Origin of the sequence: Pseudomonas sp. DD1 (assembly GCF_044510355.1) — a bacterium.
In the GTDB taxonomy this organism is placed as follows: domain Bacteria; phylum Pseudomonadota; class Gammaproteobacteria; order Pseudomonadales; family Pseudomonadaceae; genus Aquipseudomonas; species Aquipseudomonas shahriarae.
The window spans coordinates 586268-603755 of record NZ_MSAJ01000029.1 but is presented as its reverse complement, the minus strand read 5'-3'; the positions used below and the strand labels follow the sequence as shown (position 1 = coordinate 603755).

17 protein-coding genes are annotated in these 17488 nt (G+C 62.0%); 10 read left to right on the top strand and 7 right to left on the bottom strand.

Annotation, left to right across the window (positions count from 1 at the left end; genetic code table 11):
- Positions 1–6: 6 nt before the first annotated feature.
- A complete protein-coding gene (locus tag PSFL_RS18975; RefSeq protein WP_057437641.1) occupies positions 7–1200 on the bottom strand; it encodes a multidrug effflux MFS transporter in 1194 nt (397 codons plus the stop codon).
- A gap of 86 nt (positions 1201–1286) precedes the next feature.
- The gene (locus tag PSFL_RS18970) at positions 1287–1484 is read right to left on the bottom strand and encodes a heavy-metal-associated domain-containing protein (protein ID WP_057437639.1); all 198 of its coding nucleotides are present in this window, start codon (positions 1482–1484) and stop codon (positions 1287–1289) included.
- 147 nt (positions 1485–1631) lie between these two features.
- Here PSFL_RS18970 and PSFL_RS18965 point away from each other — a divergent pair, with 147 nt between their 5' ends.
- Positions 1632–2012, top strand: a complete 381-nt coding sequence (locus PSFL_RS18965) for a hypothetical protein (protein WP_057437637.1) — start codon at positions 1632–1634, stop codon at positions 2010–2012.
- Positions 2013–2272: 260 nt separating this feature from the next.
- Positions 2273–2674: a Cu(I)-responsive transcriptional regulator gene (gene cueR, locus PSFL_RS18960; RefSeq protein WP_057437636.1), complete on the top strand. Its 402-nt coding sequence runs from the start codon at positions 2273–2275 to the stop codon at positions 2672–2674.
- Between the two features lie 75 nt (positions 2675–2749).
- Here the strand turns inward: cueR and PSFL_RS18955 are convergent, their stop codons facing one another.
- Positions 2750–3646, bottom strand: a complete 897-nt coding sequence (locus PSFL_RS18955; RefSeq protein ID WP_029297573.1) for a PA4780 family RIO1-like protein kinase — start codon at positions 3644–3646, stop codon at positions 2750–2752.
- Positions 3647–3820: 174 nt separating this feature from the next.
- A complete protein-coding gene (locus tag PSFL_RS18950; RefSeq protein ID WP_397470370.1) occupies positions 3821–5098 on the bottom strand; it encodes an acetyl-CoA C-acetyltransferase in 1278 nt (425 codons plus the stop codon).
- A gap of 105 nt (positions 5099–5203) precedes the next feature.
- Between PSFL_RS18950 and PSFL_RS18945 the strand changes: the two genes are divergently transcribed.
- The 4 genes from PSFL_RS18945 (at position 5204) to PSFL_RS18930 (ending at position 11236) form a co-directional block, all read left to right on the top strand.
- Entirely contained in the window at positions 5204–6556 is a 1353-nt protein-coding gene (locus tag PSFL_RS18945) for a 3-oxoacyl-ACP reductase (protein WP_397470369.1), read from the top strand.
- Positions 6557–6558: 2 nt separating this feature from the next.
- Positions 6559–7407, top strand: coding sequence for a MaoC family dehydratase (locus PSFL_RS18940; RefSeq protein WP_120731480.1), 849 nt, complete (start codon positions 6559–6561; stop codon positions 7405–7407).
- Between the two features lie 312 nt (positions 7408–7719).
- Positions 7720–9387, top strand: a complete 1668-nt coding sequence (locus PSFL_RS18935) for a collagen-like triple helix repeat-containing protein (RefSeq protein WP_315493099.1) — start codon at positions 7720–7722, stop codon at positions 9385–9387.
- A 166-nt stretch (positions 9388–9553) separates the two neighbouring features.
- Complete coding sequence (locus tag PSFL_RS18930) at positions 9554–11236, top strand: ShlB/FhaC/HecB family hemolysin secretion/activation protein (RefSeq protein ID WP_397470368.1); 1683 nt, start codon at positions 9554–9556, stop codon at positions 11234–11236.
- Positions 11237–11651: 415 nt separating this feature from the next.
- On the opposite strand, the gene PSFL_RS18925 is transcribed toward PSFL_RS18930, so the two are convergent.
- The 3 genes from PSFL_RS18925 to PSFL_RS18915 are packed head-to-tail and all read right to left on the bottom strand — an operon-like array spanning position 11652 to position 12521.
- Positions 11652–11840 carry a Flp family type IVb pilin gene (locus tag PSFL_RS18925; protein ID WP_057958236.1) on the bottom strand — a complete coding sequence of 63 codons (189 nt, stop codon included), beginning with the start codon at positions 11838–11840 and terminating at the stop codon, positions 11652–11654.
- A 44-nt stretch (positions 11841–11884) separates the two neighbouring features.
- On the bottom strand, positions 11885–12277 hold the full coding sequence (locus PSFL_RS18920) for a response regulator (protein WP_057437620.1): 393 nt from the start codon (positions 12275–12277) through the stop codon (positions 11885–11887).
- Between the two features lie 55 nt (positions 12278–12332).
- On the bottom strand, positions 12333–12521 hold the full coding sequence (locus tag PSFL_RS18915; protein ID WP_057437618.1) for a Flp family type IVb pilin: 189 nt from the start codon (positions 12519–12521) through the stop codon (positions 12333–12335).
- 333 nt (positions 12522–12854) lie between these two features.
- Here PSFL_RS18915 and cpaB point away from each other — a divergent pair, with 333 nt between their 5' ends.
- The 4 genes from cpaB to PSFL_RS18895 are packed head-to-tail and all read left to right on the top strand — an operon-like array spanning position 12855 to position 17482.
- Positions 12855–13802, top strand: a complete 948-nt coding sequence (gene cpaB / locus PSFL_RS18910; RefSeq protein ID WP_273869860.1) for a Flp pilus assembly protein CpaB — start codon at positions 12855–12857, stop codon at positions 13800–13802.
- A 19-nt stretch (positions 13803–13821) separates the two neighbouring features.
- Positions 13822–15024: a type II and III secretion system protein family protein gene (locus PSFL_RS18905; protein WP_170044506.1), complete on the top strand. Its 1203-nt coding sequence runs from the start codon at positions 13822–13824 to the stop codon at positions 15022–15024.
- On the top strand, positions 15021–16214 hold the full coding sequence (locus tag PSFL_RS18900) for a pilus assembly protein (RefSeq protein WP_057437617.1): 1194 nt from the start codon (positions 15021–15023) through the stop codon (positions 16212–16214). The genes PSFL_RS18905 and PSFL_RS18900 overlap by 4 nt, the downstream gene beginning before the upstream one ends.
- Positions 16211–17482, top strand: a complete 1272-nt coding sequence (locus tag PSFL_RS18895; protein WP_115127309.1) for a CpaF family protein — start codon at positions 16211–16213, stop codon at positions 17480–17482. The genes PSFL_RS18900 and PSFL_RS18895 overlap by 4 nt, the downstream gene beginning before the upstream one ends.
- Positions 17483–17488: the final 6 nt, after the last annotated feature.

The window sequence follows — 17488 nt, the reverse complement described above, 5'->3', positions numbered from 1 at the left end:
AGACTGTCAGACCTGCGCTTGCAAGGCTCGCTGCCGCTGCAGGCGCTGGGTCCACATGGCCACCACTACCGCCAACACCCCGCACAGGCTGATGACGATCGACATCGGCATGGCCGTGCCGTCGTGCAATGCGCCGACCAACGATGCCGCACCCGCTGCCACACCAAACTGGATGCAGCCCAGCAGTGCCGAGGCGCTGCCGGCCCGCGCGCCCTGGCCGTTCATGGCGCACGCCGAGGTATTGGGCATGATGCAGCCCAGGCTGGCGATACACAGGAACAGCGGCACCAGCAGCGGCCACAGTGCTTCGGTATGCAAGGCACTGACGGCCAACAACGCCAGCGCTGCCGCGAGGTAAACCCATACCGTACGGGTCAGGAGAAAGGCCGGCCCGCGCTTGGACAGCAGCCGCGCATTGACCTGCGCCACCAGGATAAAGCCCGCGGCATTGGTGCCGAACAGCCAGCCATAATGCTCAGCCGGCACGCCGTACAGCTTGATAAAGACGAAAGGCGAACCGGCAATGTAGGCAAACATCCCGCCAATCGCGATGCCGCCGGTCACGGCATACCCCAGGTATACGCGGTCGGCCAGCAGGCGCCCGTACTGGCGCAACGCTCCGGACAGCGGCTGCCGAGGTTGATGGGCCGGAAAACTCTCCGGCAGACCGACAGCCACTGCCACACCCGCACCGACGCTGAACAGGGTCAACGCCAGGAAGATCGACTGCCAGCCCCACAGGCTGACCATCACCCCACCGAGCATCGGCGCCAGGATCGGCGCCAGCCCGACCACCAGCATCAACTGCGAAAAGACCTTGGCCGAACCCACCGCGTCGCACTTGTCGCTGACCACCGCCCGGGAAATCACCATGCCCGCACACCCGCCCAGGGCCTGGACGAAGCGCGCACCGATCAGCCACTCCAGGGACGGCGCATAGGCGCACGCCAGGGAGGCCAAGGTGAACAGGGTGACACCACTCAATAGCGGGACGCGCCGGCCAAAACGATCCGCCAGCGGCCCATAGATCAATTGACCGACCGCAAGCCCGGTGAAGTACACCGCCAGGGTCAACTGGATATGTTTTTCGTCGGTGCCGAACGCCACCGCCATGGCCGGGAAGCCCGGCAGATAAAAGTCGATGGCCAGCGGCGCAAATGCGCTCAAGGCCCCCAGAATGAGGAGTATGCGAAGGTTCATCAGGCACCCAAAAGAGTCGGCAGCCCGACAGTCTAGCCGCGCTTGGATGCCTTGAACATTACGATAGCTCGCTAACTATTAAATAATCAGGCGAGCTTGGCGCTGTAGCCTTCATCGGTAATCACGCGGATCACTTCTTCCGGCAACAAACGACTTTCCACCCCCACTTCCTTGGCGCCCAGATCGACCTTCACACTGGCTGCCGGGTCCAGGGCCTGAACGGCTTGGGTAACGGCACGAACGCAGTGGCCGCAGGTCATTCCTTCAACGCTGAATATTTGCATGACATGACTCCTTAAGTGAGGTTGCACCCAGTTTCATCCTTGCCACGATGGCAAGGTCAAGCGCCGAAAACAACAGCCGGGCTGGTATTCCCTGGCGGCGTCGGCCAAGCTGCAACCATCCACGATTTGAAACCCGGAGAATTCACCATGCGCTGGTCGCTTTTTGGCCTTGTGAGCCTGTTGAGCCTGTTCGCCGCCGCCCCCCAGGCCAGCGCGGCCGAGGATTATGCGGTGCTGATCATTTCCAGGGAGCGCCTGGAAGTCCCCACCAATTGCGAGATTGGCCTGTACGTCAATGACCAGTTGGCCGGGCGGCTGTTCCAGGAGCAATCCACCTCGTTCAACTTCCCCGCAGGCCCGGTCTCGCTGCGCCTCAAGCTACTACCAGGCCAAGCCCCAGGCTGCCTGCCGGGATTGCTGGCGCCCAAGGCACAACACATCGAGTTGAAGGCAGGCGATGTGCGCAAACTGCGCATTGCCCAGGGTGCGGACGGCATGTACCTCAAGGCGGCAAAGCTGGGCTATTAATCCACGCCAGGCAAACAATGGAGCTTGACCTTCCCCTAAGGTCAAGGTTGATCCTACCGCTAACATTTCCCGGAAGACTGCCGCAAAGCGCAACCGCCGGCCGCGAGATCTGCGCAAAATTGGGCAGCATCCATTCGGGGCTGTTGTGTCCAACTGGTTCGGCCTGCTCGACCCGCTACGGACCCTGTCCAGCGAGGACGTGGTGAGCAATGCGCTGCTGTTGAAACCTGGAAACCCAAGGATCTGGAGGATCACCGCCCATGAACATCGGTCTGGCAGCCCGGCAAAGCGGCTTGAGCGCCAAGATGATTCGCTATTACGAATCCATCAACCTGCTTAAACCGGCCAATCGCAGCGACAGCGGCTATCGCCTATATGGCCACGACGACCTGCACACCCTGGCATTCATCAAGCGTTCGAGGGATCTGGGGTTTTCCCTGGAGGAGGTCGGCAAGTTGCTGGAACTGTGGCAGGACCGGCAACGGGCCAGTGCCGACGTCAAGGCGTTGGCTCGCCAGCATATCGAAGAGTTGAACCACAAGATCCGCGAGTTGGGGCAGCTGCGCGATACATTGCAGGACCTGATGGAGCACTGCCAGGGCGATCACCGGCCGGACTGCCCGATTCTCAAGGAGTTGGCAGCGGGCGGTTGTTGCAAGTGACGGGGTATCACTGACCGCCCACAAAACCCAATGTGGGAGCCAGCTCCCACATTTACATTGCCAGTGACCTGAAGATCACTGCATCCAAGGCGGTGGCGGTTCTTCCGCCGGTTTGCCCGGTGGCGCATCATCCGCCGCACGGATCGCCTGGCGCCGCTCTTCGTCGAGCCGTGCCGCTTCGATCTCGCGCATCACGCCGCCCACATCCGCCAACTCTTCCGGCTCGTCGAACTCGCCGGTCAGCACGCTGGCCGGGTGCAAGGTGCCGGCTTCGTACAGCGCCCACATTTCCTTGGCGTACTTGGTGGTCTTCAATTCCGGGGCAAAGCGCCCGAAATACGACGCCATGTTGCCCACGTCCCGCTCCAGCATGGTGAATGCGTGGTTGTTACCCGCAGCATCCACCGCTTGCGGCAGGTCGATGATGACGGGGCCGGTCGGCGTCAACAGCACGTTGAACTCCGAAAGGTCACCGTGCACCAGGCCGGTACACAGCATCAGCACGATCTGCGAGATCAGGAAGGCGTGATACTCACGGGCCTGATCCGGTTCCAGGACCACGTCGTTCAGACGTGGCGCCGCGTCACCGTATTCATCGGCCACCAGCTCCATCAGCAACACGCCTTCGAGGAAGTCGTAGGGCTGGGGCACACGAACGCCCGCACCGGCCAGGCGAAACAGCGCCGCTACTTCGGCGTTCTGCCACGCGTCTTCGGTTTCTTTCTTGCCGAACTTGGAGCCCTTGGCCATGGCCCGGGCCTGTCGGCTGTTACGGACCTTGCGGCCTTCCTGGTATTCGGCCGCCTGACGAAAACTTCGTTTATTCGCCTCCTTGTAGACCTTGGCGCAACGTAACTCGTTGCCGCAGCGCACCACATAAACAGCTGCTTCTTTACCACTCATAAGTGGGCGCAGCACTTCGTCGACCAGACCGTCCTCGATCAGGGGTTCAATGCGTTTAGGAGTCTTCATCAGCTTTTATTGTGGGTCCTTTATTACCAAACACGCGTATGGCACTCGTTATACGGCAATCCTCGCACAGCGGGGAGAGGGTAACGAGCTTTGATCTGCTAAAGAATGCATCCAATATGCCAGATTAATCCGACAAAGCCGTTATTGCCCAAGGCGTTCGGATGATAGCCGAGATCAGCGCTCAATGATCGCTGTCACACCCTGCCCGCCCGCCGCGCAGATCGAGATCAGCCCGCGCCCCTTGCCCGCCGCATCCAGCAGCTTGGCCAGGTTGGCGACGATACGCCCACCGGTGGCGGCAAACGGGTGCCCGGCCGCCAGGGAGCTGCCCTTGACGTTAAGGCGGCTGCGGTCGATGGCGCCCAACGGCGCGTCCAGGCCCAGGCGGGTCTTGCAGTAATCGGCATCTTCCCAGGCCTTGAGCGTGCACAACACCTGCGCAGCGAAGGCCTCGTGAATTTCGTAGTAATCAAAATCCTGCAGTGTCAGGCCATTTCTCGCCAGCAGGCGTGGCACGGCATACACCGGCGCCATCAACAGCCCTTCGGCGCCGTTGACGAAATCCACCGCCGCCGCCTCGCCATCGCGCAGGTAGGCGAGGATCGGCAGGCCACGCTCCTTGGCCCAGGCTTCGCTGCCCAACAACACCAGGGACGCGCCATCGGTCAGGGGGGTGGAGTTGCCGGCGGTGAGGGTACCCTTTTCGTTGCGTTCAAAAGCCGGTTTGAGGCTGGCGAGTTTTTCCAGGGTCAGGTCCGGGCGCAGGTTATTGTCGCGGGTCAGGCCGAGAAACGGCGTGAGCAAATCGTTGTGCCAGCCCTCGGCGTAGGACGCGGCCATCTTCTGGTGGCTTTCCAGGGCCAGTTGGTCCTGTTCGGCGCGGGGAATCTGCCAGGTCTGCGCCATCAACTCGCAGTGCTGGCCCATGGACAGGCCGGTACGCGGCTCGCCATTGCGCGGCAGTTCCGGCTTGAGGTGTTGCGGACGAAGTTGTAACAGGACTTTTAATTTATCCGCCATGGATTTGCTGCGATTGGCTTGCAGCAGGATCTTGCGCAACCCCTCATTGACGCCAATGGGCGCGTCGGAGGTGGTGTCGACGCCGCCGGCAATCCCGCATTCGATCTGCCCCAGGGCAATCTTGTTGGCCACCAGCAGCGCCGCTTCCAGCCCGGTGCCACAGGCCTGTTGAATGTCATAGGCCGGGGTTTGTGGCGACAGGCGCGAGCCCAGCACGCATTCGCGGGTCAGGTTGAAATCCCGCGAGTGCTTGAGCACTGCACCTGCGGCTACCTCGCCCATGCGCAGGCCGTGCAGGTTGTAGCGCTCGATCAAACCTTCCAGGGCGGCGGTCAACATGGCCTGGTTACTCGCTGTGGCGTAGGGGCCATTGGAACGAGCGAAGGGGATACGATTACCGCCAATGATCGCGACGCGGCGCAACTGAGTCATGTAAAGCTCCCTGAAGGTGGTAGGTGCAATCCTGAGCCTAGACTAGGAACGACTGTCACCGATTGATGGTCCACCCTTTGAACCCCAGCAGCCGGAGAGCGTTCCATGTCTGACCGTTATATCGACTTCGCCAACTCAAGCCTCGGCCACCGCCTGGTCTCGGCCATTGGCCTGCCGTCCCCGGTACGCCTGGAGCGCTGGCAGGCCGGGCGCCTGCGTCCGGTGGACGGCGCCCTGCTGTTGGGCGGCGGCCCGCTCGCGGCCCAGGTTCAGGGGTTTGCCAATAAACTCACCGAGGCCATCTACAGCTACGGCCCCGAACCGTTGCAGGCCACGCCGTGGATTCCCGGGCATGGCCCCAAGCTCAAGGCGGTGCTGTTCGACGCCAGCCACTTGCAGCACACCGACCAACTCAAGCAACTGCGCGAATTCTTTCAGCCGCTGCTGAAAAATCTCGACCACAGCGCACACCTGGTGATTCTCGGCCGCGCCCCGGAAAGCCTCGACGAGCCGTTTGCCGCCAGCGCCCAGTGCGCCCTCGAAGGCTTCAGCCGGTCCCTGGCCAAGGAGCTGCGCAACGGCGGCACCCTGCAACTGCTGTATGTCGCAGAAGGCGCCGAGGATCAGTTGGAAGGTGCGCTGCGGTTTTTCCTCTCGCCGAAAAGTGCCTATATCAGCGGCCAAGTGCTGCGCCTGAGCACCTGCCCAACCCAGGTGCACGACTGGACGCGCCCGCTGGCCGGGCGCAAGGCCCTGGTGACCGGAGCTGCCCGTGGCATCGGCGCGTCGATTGCCGAAACCCTGGCGCGCGACGGTGCCGAAATTGTGTTGCTGGATGTGCCGCAAGCCAAGGCCGATCTCGACGCCCTCGCCGCACGGTTGGGCGGGCGTGGCATTGCCCTGGATATCTGCGCCGATGACGCGGCCACGCAATTGATCGAGCAATTGCCGGACGGCATCGACATTGTGGTGCACAACGCTGGCATCACCCGCGACAAGACCCTGGCCAATATGACCCCGGAATACTGGGACGCGGTGCTGGCGGTCAATCTCAACGCCCCGCAAGTGTTGACCAAGGCCCTGCTCGACAGCGGCACCCTGCACGACAATGGCCGCGTGGTATTGCTCGCGTCCATCAGCGGCATCGCTGGCAATCGCGGGCAAACCAACTACGCCGCGAGCAAGGCCGGGCTGATCGGCCTGGCCCAAGCCTGGGCGCCGTTGCTGGCGCAACGCGGCATCAGCATCAACGCGGTGGCACCGGGCTTTATCGAGACCCAGATGACTGCGCATATTCCCTTCGCCTTGCGTGAAGCCGGGCGGCGCATGAGCTCCCTGGGCCAGGGCGGCCTGCCGCAGGACGTTGCAGAAGCAGTGGCTTGGCTAGGCCAGCCAGGCTCGGGGGCGGTCAGTGGTCAGGCGTTGCGGGTGTGCGGGCAAAGCCTGCTGGGAGCATAACGATGCTGTGGCACACATTACCCAGCAGCCCGGCGCTGCCACCGTTGTACTGGCGCGCCGCACTCAAGCGCAAAATTACCGGCACCACCCTGCCCGACTTTGGGCTGCACTGCCGGGTGCAGGTCAATCCCGAGGCAGTGGCGGCCTATCGCAAGGTCTGCGGGTTTGCCGACAGCCCAATGCTGCCGGCGACCTATCCGCACATCCTGGCGTTCGGCCTGCAGTTACAGTTGCTGACAGCCCGGGAATTTCCTTTCCCACTGTTGGGCCTGGTGCATCTGAGCAACCGTATCCGCGTATTCCGCCCCATGGGCGGGGTCAGCGAGGTGCGGGTCAGTGTGCATACGCGCAACCTGCAACCCCATGCCAAGGGTGCGACCTTTGACTTGATCACCACCGTCGAGGATTCCCTGGGCTTGCTGTGGGAAGGCGAAAGTCGAATGCTCTGTCGTGGGGTGAAACTCGAGGGGGAGACGCCGGAGCAATCCCTGCCAACAACTAATACCGTCAGCGAACTGACCCGCTGGCAGGCGCCGTCCGACATCGGTCGGCGGTACGCCCGAGTATCCGGCGACTACAACCCGATCCACTTGAGCGCCCTCACTGCCAAGCTGTTCGGCTTCCCCCAGGCGATCGCCCATGGGCTGTGGAACAAGGCGCGCACCGTCGCGGCCCTGCATGAACATCTGCCGGCGGCGAATATCGAGATCTACGTTGAGTTCAAGAAACCTGTGCGGCTGCCTGGACAGGTCATCTTGTTAAGCAGTGCCCCCGGCTCCGGCGGCGAGTTGCAACTCAAGGGCGATGGCGACATCGAACATATGCTCGGGAATTGGCAGCCGATTGCCTGAAACCGGGGTAATTTGCTGATTAATTGTATATATACACCCTAAGTTATAGCGGGTCATTGGTAGCCCGCAAGCTTATTTAAGCCATTGATTTAAAACACATCACCCCAAACAAAAAGCCGTCTTATATACCTTTGGTATTAGTCACCAAGACGAATAAACCTGCCTGTATATAAATCGTTAATACCAAGTTGAGCGTTGCGACAAAGAGTACCGAGGACTGTTATAGCCACAACGGACGCATGTATTGCTCGCTGAAGAACGGGCGAACTAGCGAAACCAACAAAGGCTGTACCAGGTGCTAAGGAACTCATCATGAAAACTCAAGTCGTGTTGTGGAAGGCAAGTACTGCATTGGCCCTTATTCTGGCGATGAGCCTGGGAGGCTGCAGCAGTGGTGGTGGCGGTCATAAGAGCAGCGTCGCATCCTCCTCCCCGGATGCCGGTGCAGGTACCGGCGGTGGTGATGGTGGTGGTACCGGTGGTGGCACTGGCGGCGGCACAGGTGGCGGTACCGGCGGTGGCACTGGCGGCGGCACAGGTGGCGGTACCGGCGGTGGCACTGGCGGCGGCACAGGTGGCGGCACAGGTGGCGGTACCGGCGGCGGCACAGGTGGCGGTACCGGCGGCGGCACTGGCGGCGGCACAGGTGGCGGTACTGGCGGCGGCACTGGCTCGACCACCAGCCCCTTGGTCACTGGGCAGATTGCAGCCAACCTGGGCGACACGCTCGGCAATGTCGGCACAGCCATTGGTGGCATCGGCACAACCGTTGGCGGCGTTCCAGTAGTCGGCACTACGGCAGGTGGCCTGGTGACCAGCGTGGGTACCGCGGTCGGCAGCATCGGCACTGGCGTCGGCGATGGCCTGGGTTCCCTGGGCACTAACAGCAACTCCCTGGGCGTTACCGTGGCCGGCGTGGCCAACGGCGTTGCCGACCTGGGCACCGGGGTTTCGAACACCGGTAAAACCCTGTCGACCACCTTGGGCGGTATCCCAGTAGTCGGCGGCCTTACTGGCGGCGTCGGTGGGGCCGCCGGTGGCCTGGTGGATAAAGTCGGCCAGGCGGTCACCATGCTCGGCGATACCTTGAGCACTGCCAGCACCACCGGTCCCCTGGGATCGGTCACCAACACCCTGGGCGGCAAAGTGCTGGTGCCTGTGGTCTCGCTGGTGGAAAACACCACGGGCAATCTGGGCAAAGCCACTGGCCTGGGCAACCCGGTCAACGGCCTGCTGGATAAAGTCGGTTCTACCGCCACCGGCCTCGGCACCCAGGTGGCAGGCGCAGGTGGCACAGGCAACCCGGTGACCGGTGCCCTGGGCACGGTACTCGGCGGTGTCGGTGCGGTAGCAGGCACTGCAGGTGGTTATGTCGCACCGTCTGCCGGAACCGGCAGTGGCAGCGCCCCAGCCTCCGGTCTGCCTGAACTGGTGGGCGGCCTGGTGGCCAACGTCGGTAACGGCCTGAATGCGGGCAACACCAACGGTACCGTCAGCGCGGGCGGTGTGGCAGGTGGCGCATTGGGCAATACGGTGGCTTCGCTCGGCACAGTGATCGGTGGCAACGGCGTCGCCAACACGGCGGCAACCGCACCGGTCGCAGGTCTTGCGAACAATGTGGGCGCGGCGCTGAACCCTGTGACTTCAGGTATCAGCAGCCTGACCCAAAACATCGGCACCACTACCGGCATCGGTGCACCGGTCAATGGCCTGGTGACTCAAGTAAGCGGCGCAGTCAGCGGCCTCGGCGGCAACATCACCGCAGCCAATGCCAACCCGATCACCAACACCGTGGGTCAGACCGTCAACGCAGTCGGTGGAGTGGTCTCCTCAGTGGGTGGCCTGGTCACCGGCGGCACCAGCGGTAGTGGCGGTGGCCTGCTCGGCGGCCTGAACATCAACGCCAACGCCACGGCGTCTGGATCGGCCACTGCAAACACCGGCGTAGGCGGCCTGCTCAAGGGCCTGACCGGCAAATAGAAGAATTGCACCTGGCCATTAGACGGCCTCCCCTACAGCGCCTACGCTTGGTTGAGACGAGAGATTCCAATGGGTCTCTCGTCTTTTTTATTGGACTCCCAACCGCGTCCAAGAGCCCGGTGGGAACCTGCGAAATGCCGCTGCAGTTTTGACCATGGAGTGTCCTATGCGCGCCTTGACCCCGTTGTTATTGCTCACCCTCAGCGCCTACGTCCACGCCGAGACCCTACCCAGCTTCCTCAACAGCAACGACACCATTCGCAATCTCCCGGTTCCCAACCTGCCGGCCGACGCCTACCGCCCAGTGACGCCGCAGACCCAGCTACCCGAGACCCCGGCCGCACAAGCGCAACCGCTGCTGATGGACACCAAAGTCACCATCCGCAAGCTGCAGATCGAAGGCGGCACGGTGTACCCGCTCAAGGACGTTGCACAGGTGTTCGAGCCGTTGATTGGCCGTGAAACCAACCTCGCGCAACTGATCGAAGCGACCCGCAGCATCACCCGCCGCTACCAGCAGGATGGCTACTTGTTGTCCTACGCGTTCCTGCCCGACCAGCGCTTCGAACAGGGCCTGGTGCGCGTGGTGCTGGTCGAGGGCTATATCAAGGACTACCAGATACAAGGCGACATTGGTTCGGTCTCGGCCTACGTCGACAAACTGGCGCAAAAACTCCAGGCCGAACGCCCGCTGACCCGCAAGACCTTTGAGCGCTATACCACCTTGATGGGGCGCATTCCGGGCGTCACGCTGCAAGCGCAAGTACCGCCACCGGGCACCACCGATGGTGCCGCGCATATGAACATCCAGGCCAGCCGCAAACCCTTTACCAGCAGCATGAGCATGACCGACGACAGCCGTGGCGGCCTGCAAGCCTTGATCGCCGGCACCAGCAATTCCCACACGGCAATGGGCGAACAAGTGAGCCTCAGCGGCCTGTTCCCGCCGGGTGAAGACAAAGAGCATTACTACCGGCTCGACTACAGCCAATTCATCAACGCCGAAGGCACACAACTGAGCCTGTATGGCGCACGCTACCGCAGCGACCCAAGCACCCATATCCGCCTCGACGGCGGCTTCTCGCTCAAGCCGCACCGCGAGAACGACCGCTTCTCCATCGGCCTGAGCCACCCACTGATCGCCTCGCCCAGCGAGTCCCTGACCCTCGGCACCCGCTTCTACGGGGTGAACGACAAGACTCGCTATCAACTGGTGGGTTACCCGCAACGCTTTGACGTAGAAACCGACTTGCGTGCGCTGGCCTTTGAAGGGGATTGGCGCAAGGCCGACAATCGCCAACTGCGCATCCTCAGCGCCGGCCTGTACCAGGGCATCGACGGCCTGGGAGCCCACACGCGCAGTGACCTGGAGGGGACAAAGTCGGACCTGGACTTCTTCCGCCTGCGCCTGTCCGGGGTGCAGAGCGACAAGTTCTTCGACAACTGGCAAGGCGTGCTCTCGGCAGCGCTGTACTGGAGCGACGACACCTTGCCCGACAGCGAACGTGCGGTGTTCGGTGGGCAAAATTTCGGCCGAGGCTACCCGGATGACCAGGGCTCGGGCGACAAGGGCTGGGGGGTGGCCTACGAGGTGAACTACAGCTACAACCGCGCCGGCGATTGGGTAAGAATCGTGCAGCCCTACGTCGTGCTCGACCGCGCCAAGGCCTGGTTCAACAACCTGCCGGTCAAGGACAGCGACATGTCATCCGCCGCCGTTGGCGTGCGCTTTGGCGATGCCAAGTACTACAACATCGCGCTGGAGGCGGCCAAGCCGATGTCCGATATGGCATTGGATAGCTTTAACCGGCGGCCGCGCTATACATTGAGTTTTAGCTATCAGCTATAGGAACCGGCTTGCCGGCGATGTAGCGACCCGAAAAGCCAGCTCCCACAGGGAACGCAGCTTCGCCCTCTGACTCTGTTGTTGTGGCTCTGCTTTTGATCTGGCTTTTGATCTTGATCTCAGGCGCCCCGTTAAACCACACTGGCCGCAGGCAGGTATTGCGCAGTGGGCACCCCGGCATGGATGCCGGGGTAGCCGCGATACGGCCATGGATGGCCGATCGCGGCGGGCCCACGGAGCAATGCCTGACTGCGGGCATGCCGAGCCTAGGCGAGGCACCGAGTGGTGGGGCAAAAGCGCTTTGGTTACTTTCGCGCTCTTCGAAGGTGACCCGCCGTAAGGGCGGAACCAACAGCCGCCGTGACCGCAGCAACGGATATGTACACAAACCCAGTGTAGATACCTATGGCCATCGCACTCAGGTCAACGCATCCCCCACCTTGCCAAAAAACGCCTCAATCTGCGGCCCCAACAACCTCCCAGCCGCCAACACCACCAACGCAATCACCACAATCAAAATCACATACTCGATAGCCGTCGCACCGTCCCGCCGGCGCCAGAACAGCATCGACCACGCATACATCCTCAGCAGCAGGGCAGGCAACATAGGGCATCTCCTCAGCAGGGCGCTACGGACAGGCCAACTGTTCCCTACGCCCGGGGAAACAGATTGTTCAGAGTGTCGATCAACCGAACCAGATAGATGGGTTTGCGAAACAGGTCCAGGACCTGCAACCGCAACATGTCACTGACATCATCCATTTCGGCATGACCGGACATGACAATCACGGGCAAGTGCTGGCGTGAGGTGTGCTCACGCAAGCGCTTGATCAGGGAAATGCCGCTTTCTTCAGGCATGCGCAGGTCGGTAATGACCAGCGCAATATCAGGATGCAGTGTCAGTTCCTGCAATGCGTCCGTAACGGAGTTGGCGCAGAAACAAACGAAGCCCTCGTCTCCCAGCGATTCCGCCAGTTCCACGAGGGCCTCTTCTTCGTCATCCACCAACAGGATCTGCTGGCGGCTCGCAACAACAGCGTTCATGAGCAATACCTTCCAAGACAATCACTGATGGGCTTGCTCAAGGCTCTATTGCCAATCAGCTCAAGGCATCCCCGATTCTTTCGAACATGTCCGCGATCTGAGGCCCAAGCAGTTGCCCGGCCGCCAGCACGACCAGCGCAATAACCGCGACAAGAATCACGTACTCAATCGCCGTCGCCCCCTCTTTGCGATGAAAGAACAGTTGGAGTTGAACGTAGAGTTTCATCATGAAGGTAAGGAACATATGACTTCTCCTTTGCGCTTGCTTGCGCTGATATCGCAGTGCTGCACGGTGATTGCCGCGTGCCACTAGAGCATTGTCAACAAAACCCACCTCAACAACTGTAAGAACGGATTAATCACAAAGTATTAGCCGCCACTTTGGCGCCATAAACCTGTGCGTCTAAGGCAATGCGCGAGGGTTCCAAAATAAATCGTGGTGGCTAATGGCATTTTGTCTTAGCTCGGCTACCGTCAAATAGCGAAATCGTTAGATGTTCATAGCTGCCTGGTTGCGAAATCAACTCGTTAGGAAAAACGGGCCCGTAGTGCAAGCAACAGGATAGGGAGAGCCTTCATGAACAGTCGTGTCAGCATGATCCTGGCCGGGTTGTTATTAATCGGTGCGTTGTTTGCAGGCTATTGGGGGCTGGTGCTAAGTCGTCCGCCTGAGCCGGCTGCAGAGCCTGCGCCCTCTGGTGTTTCTGTAGAAAAAACCGTCGCCGCCGTCGAAGACCAGACCCGCCAATCGGTGGTGGTGCTGGCCCATGATGTGCCACCGTATGTTGCCCTCACCGCCACCGACCTGACCCTGGAGAAGCTGCGCACCGCCCCCGCCGGCAGCTTGACCAGCCTCGACCAGGCCATCGGCCGCACGCCCTTGAGAGCCCTGAGCGCTGGCACTTGGCTGGACGATTCCAGCTTCAATGCCGGTGGCCCACTGGCCCGCATGATCCGCCCTGACGAACGCGCCCTGGCGGTGGCCGTCGATGAAGTCATCGGTGCCGCAGGCCAGTTGAGCCCTGGGGATTATGTGGATGTGCTGCTGTTCCTGCGCCCGGAAGGCACTAACCCGGAGCCCACCTCGCAGATCATCGTGCCAGCCCTGCGCCTGCTCAGTGTGGGCGATAACCTGGGCCCCACCAACGATGGCAAGCCCGCCGTTGCGCCGCCCACTACCGATGAAGAAAAAGCCCGCCAGGCACAACGTCAGGCAGGCCCGCCGCGGACGGTAGTGCTGGCGGTGCCGGAACAGTTGATGAGCCGCTTGATGCTGGCCACCAGCGTCGGCGCCTTGCGTCTGGCGGTGCGCAGTGCCGATGAACAATTGCTGAGCCAGTACTGGGCCGGGGACAACGAGGCCTTCGCCAAACTGCAAAGCGCCAATCGCGAGCTGTACCAGTTCACCCAACTGGCCATGCTCGGTACGCCGAAAAGAGTCGCCCAGGCCGCAGGCGCCAGCGAACCCCGGCGCTCCGGCATCGAGGTCATACGCGGTAACCAAGCGACCCAACAAAATCCCTGATTGAACAAGGACGCCTTGAATGCGCCAACGTTTTGCACCTGCGTTCACTCAAATGGCCTGGGCACTGATGCTGTCCAGCCTGCCTGTGGGCCTGGCGTTCGCCGCCACCGACAGCTGCAGCAACCTGGGCGCCTTGCCGGCCGTGGTCGAGGTCGGTGAAGGCCTGCAACAAACCCTGCAATCGCCAGTGCCTATTACCCGCCTGGCCATCGGCGACCCGAAAATCGCCGACGTGCACCTCAACGGGAATCGTGCGTTCCTGCTCACCGGCGTTGCCTCTGGCGCCACCAGTCTGATGGTCTGGACCCACTGCTCCAGCGCGCCGCGCCAGAGCATGGTGTTCGTCAAGGGCAAGGCCACCTCGACCCTGACCAGCCTGGCCCTGTCGCCCTCCGACGACCCGTCCCTGCCGAGCCAGGTGCAGACCGATATCCGCTTTGTCGAAGTCAGCCGCACCAAGCTCAAGGAGGCCAGTACGTCGATCTTTGGCGGCACCCGCAACTTCCTGTTCGGCAGCCCGCGCACAGCCGGGGGGGCCCTGCCGCTGGACAACGAAAGCTTTAACATCGGCATCGGCGGCGGGCGCTTTTCGGCGATGATCAACGCCCTGGAGCGCAGCGGTTTTGCCTATACCCTGGCGCGTCCGAGCCTGGTTGCCATGAGCGGGCACAGCGCGACCTTTCTTGCCGGCGGCGAAGTGCCGATCCCGGTGCCGAGTGCCGGCAGCGACACGATCTCCATCGAGTACAAAGAGTTCGGTATCCGCCTGACCCTGACCCCCACCGTGATCGACCGCACGCGGATTTCCCTCAAGGTCGCACCGGAAGTCAGCGAGCTGGATTACGCCAACGCCTTGGAGTTAGAAGGCATCCAGGTACCGGCCCTGACCGTGCGCCGCACCGACACCACGGTCTCCCTGGCCGATGGCGAAAGTTTTGTGATCAGTGGCCTGATCAGCAATAACAACCGCTCCACCATCAGCAAGTTTCCTGGCCTGGGCGATATCCCGATCCTTGGCGCGTTTTTCCGTGACAGCAACGTCAGCCGCGAGGAAAAAGAGCTGCTGATGATCGTCACCCCGCACCTGGTCCAACCCCTGGCCGCCAACGCCCGTTTGCCGTCCCTGCCCGGTGAAAAACTACGCAACTACGACCCCAACTGGTATCGCTTGTACTTCCTGGAAAACGGCAACTTCGACCGACACACAGGACTTTCCCAATGAGCGATAGCCTGAGCCAGACGTTCCTGGCAATTACCCGCAACACCACCGACCTGGAATGGCTGCAGGGGGCCCTGGCGCCCCTGGGCCAAGTGGTCAGTGCCGGTGGCGGCAGCCTCGACGAACTGCTGGCCCTGGTGGACGTAACCTTCGCCAACCTGGTGTTCGTCGGCCTGGACCGCGAGCATGTGGTCGCCCAGAGCGCCTTGATCGAGGGCGCGCTGGAAGCCAAGCCGATGCTGGCCATCGTCGCCCTCGGCGACGGCATGGACAATCAACTGGTGCTCAACGCGATGCGCGCCGGGGCGCGGGATTTTGTCGCCTACGGCTCACGTTCCAGTGAGGTCGCCGGCCTGGTGCGGCGCTTGAATAAACGCTTGCCGCCAGTCGCCCACAATGCGCACCTGGGTGGCCTGACGGTACTGTATGGCACCCAGGGCAATGCCGACGGCGCGCTGCTGGCCAGCCACCTGGCGATGGTGGTGCAGAAGAGCGGGCAAGAGACCCTGCTGCTGGACCTGGGCCTGCCCCGTGGCGACAGCCTGGCGCTGCTGGGCCTGGAAAGTTCGTTCAACTTTGGCGATGCCCTGCGCCATTTGCGCCGCCTGGACACCACCTTGATCAACAGCGCCTTCACCGCCACCGAAGGCGGCCTGCGCATCCTCGCCTACACCGAAAACGACGAACCGCTGGAAATGACCAGCGCCGCCGAGCTGTACATGCTGCTCAGTGCCTTGCGCCAACACTTCCAGCACATCGTGGTGAACCTCACCGGCCAGCGCGACAGCGAAGCCCTGCGCACCTTTGTCAGCCACTGCGACAAGCTTTTGTGGTGTACCGACCAGAACGTCCTCGACTGCCGGCGCAACCTGGCCGTGCTGAACCATTGGCGGGAAAAAGGCATGAAGCTTGATCATGCCAAGCTGCTGGTGGACCGCTACCTCAAAGGTGCCGCGCCGGATACCGATACATTGGAAAAGAGCTTCGCCCTGGAAGCCATCGCGGTTTTGCCGTTCAGCCCCGAGGTGCGCCTGAACGCCAAGAACCAGGGGCAAACCTTATTCAGCCTGGCGCCCAGGGAGCCCCTGACGCAAAACCTCAAGACCCTCGGTGAACGCCTGGCCAAGCGTTCCGAAGGCCTGCAAAAACCCTCCACCCGTTGGTTTGAACGGCTGTTGGGGACAACCAAATGAACAGCGAAAAACTCTTTGGCGCCCCCGCTCGCGGGCTTAACAGCGCGGTGGATCACGACGGTCTGAAACTGGTGCTGCACCGCTACATCATCGACGCCATCGAAGAGTCGGGGAAAAACCTGCTGGAAGGTTCGCGCCAATCCCTGGCGCAATTTGTCATCGACAAGGTGTCCGAATACATCACCCGCATGCACCTGGCGATTTCCCGTTATGAGATGGAGCGCCTGGCCGAAGAAATCGTCGATGAACTGACCGGCTTCGGCCCGCTGGAAGTGCTGTTGCGTGACCCGTCGGTGACCGAGATTCTGGTCAATGGCCCGCACCGGGTGTTTGTCGAGCGGGACGGCCTGTTGCACCAGAGCGACCTGCGTTTTATCGACGCCCACCATGTGGAGCGGGTTATGCAACGCATCCTCGCCCCCCTGGGCCGGCGCCTGGATGAGTCATCGCCGATGGTCGATGCCCGGTTGCCCGACGGCAGCCGGGTCAATGCGATCATCCCGCCGATTGCCCTGGACGGGCCGTGCCTGTCGATTCGAAAGTTTCGCAAAGACATGCTCAAGAGCAGCGACCTGGTGGCGATGCAGACCATCGACCAGTCGATCTTCGAGTTCTTCCAGGAAGCGGTGGGCAAGCGCTGCAATATCCTGATCAGCGGTGGTACCGGCACCGGCAAGACCACCTTGCTCAATATTCTCAGCCAGTTGATCAACCCCCACGAACGCCTGGTGACCATCGAAGACGTCGCCGAACTGCAACTGGGCCACCCTCACGTGGTGCGCCTGGAAACCCGCCCGCCGAATGCCGAAGGGCACGGCGAGGTGAAGGCCAGCGACCTGATCCGCAACGCCCTGCGGATGCGCCCGGACCGCATCATCCTCGGCGAGATCCGTGGTGTGGAAGTGCTGGATGTGATGACCGCGATGAACACCGGCCACGACGGTTCCATGAGCACCGTGCACGCCAACAATGCCCAGGACGCCCTGTTGCGCCTGGAAACCCTGGTGGGCCTGACCGGTCGCGTGGTTGCCGAAAAAACCCTGCGCCAGATGATCTGCGCGGCCCTGGATGTGGTGATCCAACTGACCCGCCTGCCCGATGGCCGGCGTTGCGTCAGCGAAGTGGTGGAAGTGGTGGGTGTGCGCGATGACGTGTATGTCACCAACACCCTGTTCCGTCATGACCGGCGCACCGGCTTTGGCTTCCTGCGCGAGGCCCTCAACCCGGCGGGTGACAAGCTGCGCCGCGAATCCGCCCTGCCGCTATAGGAGCGT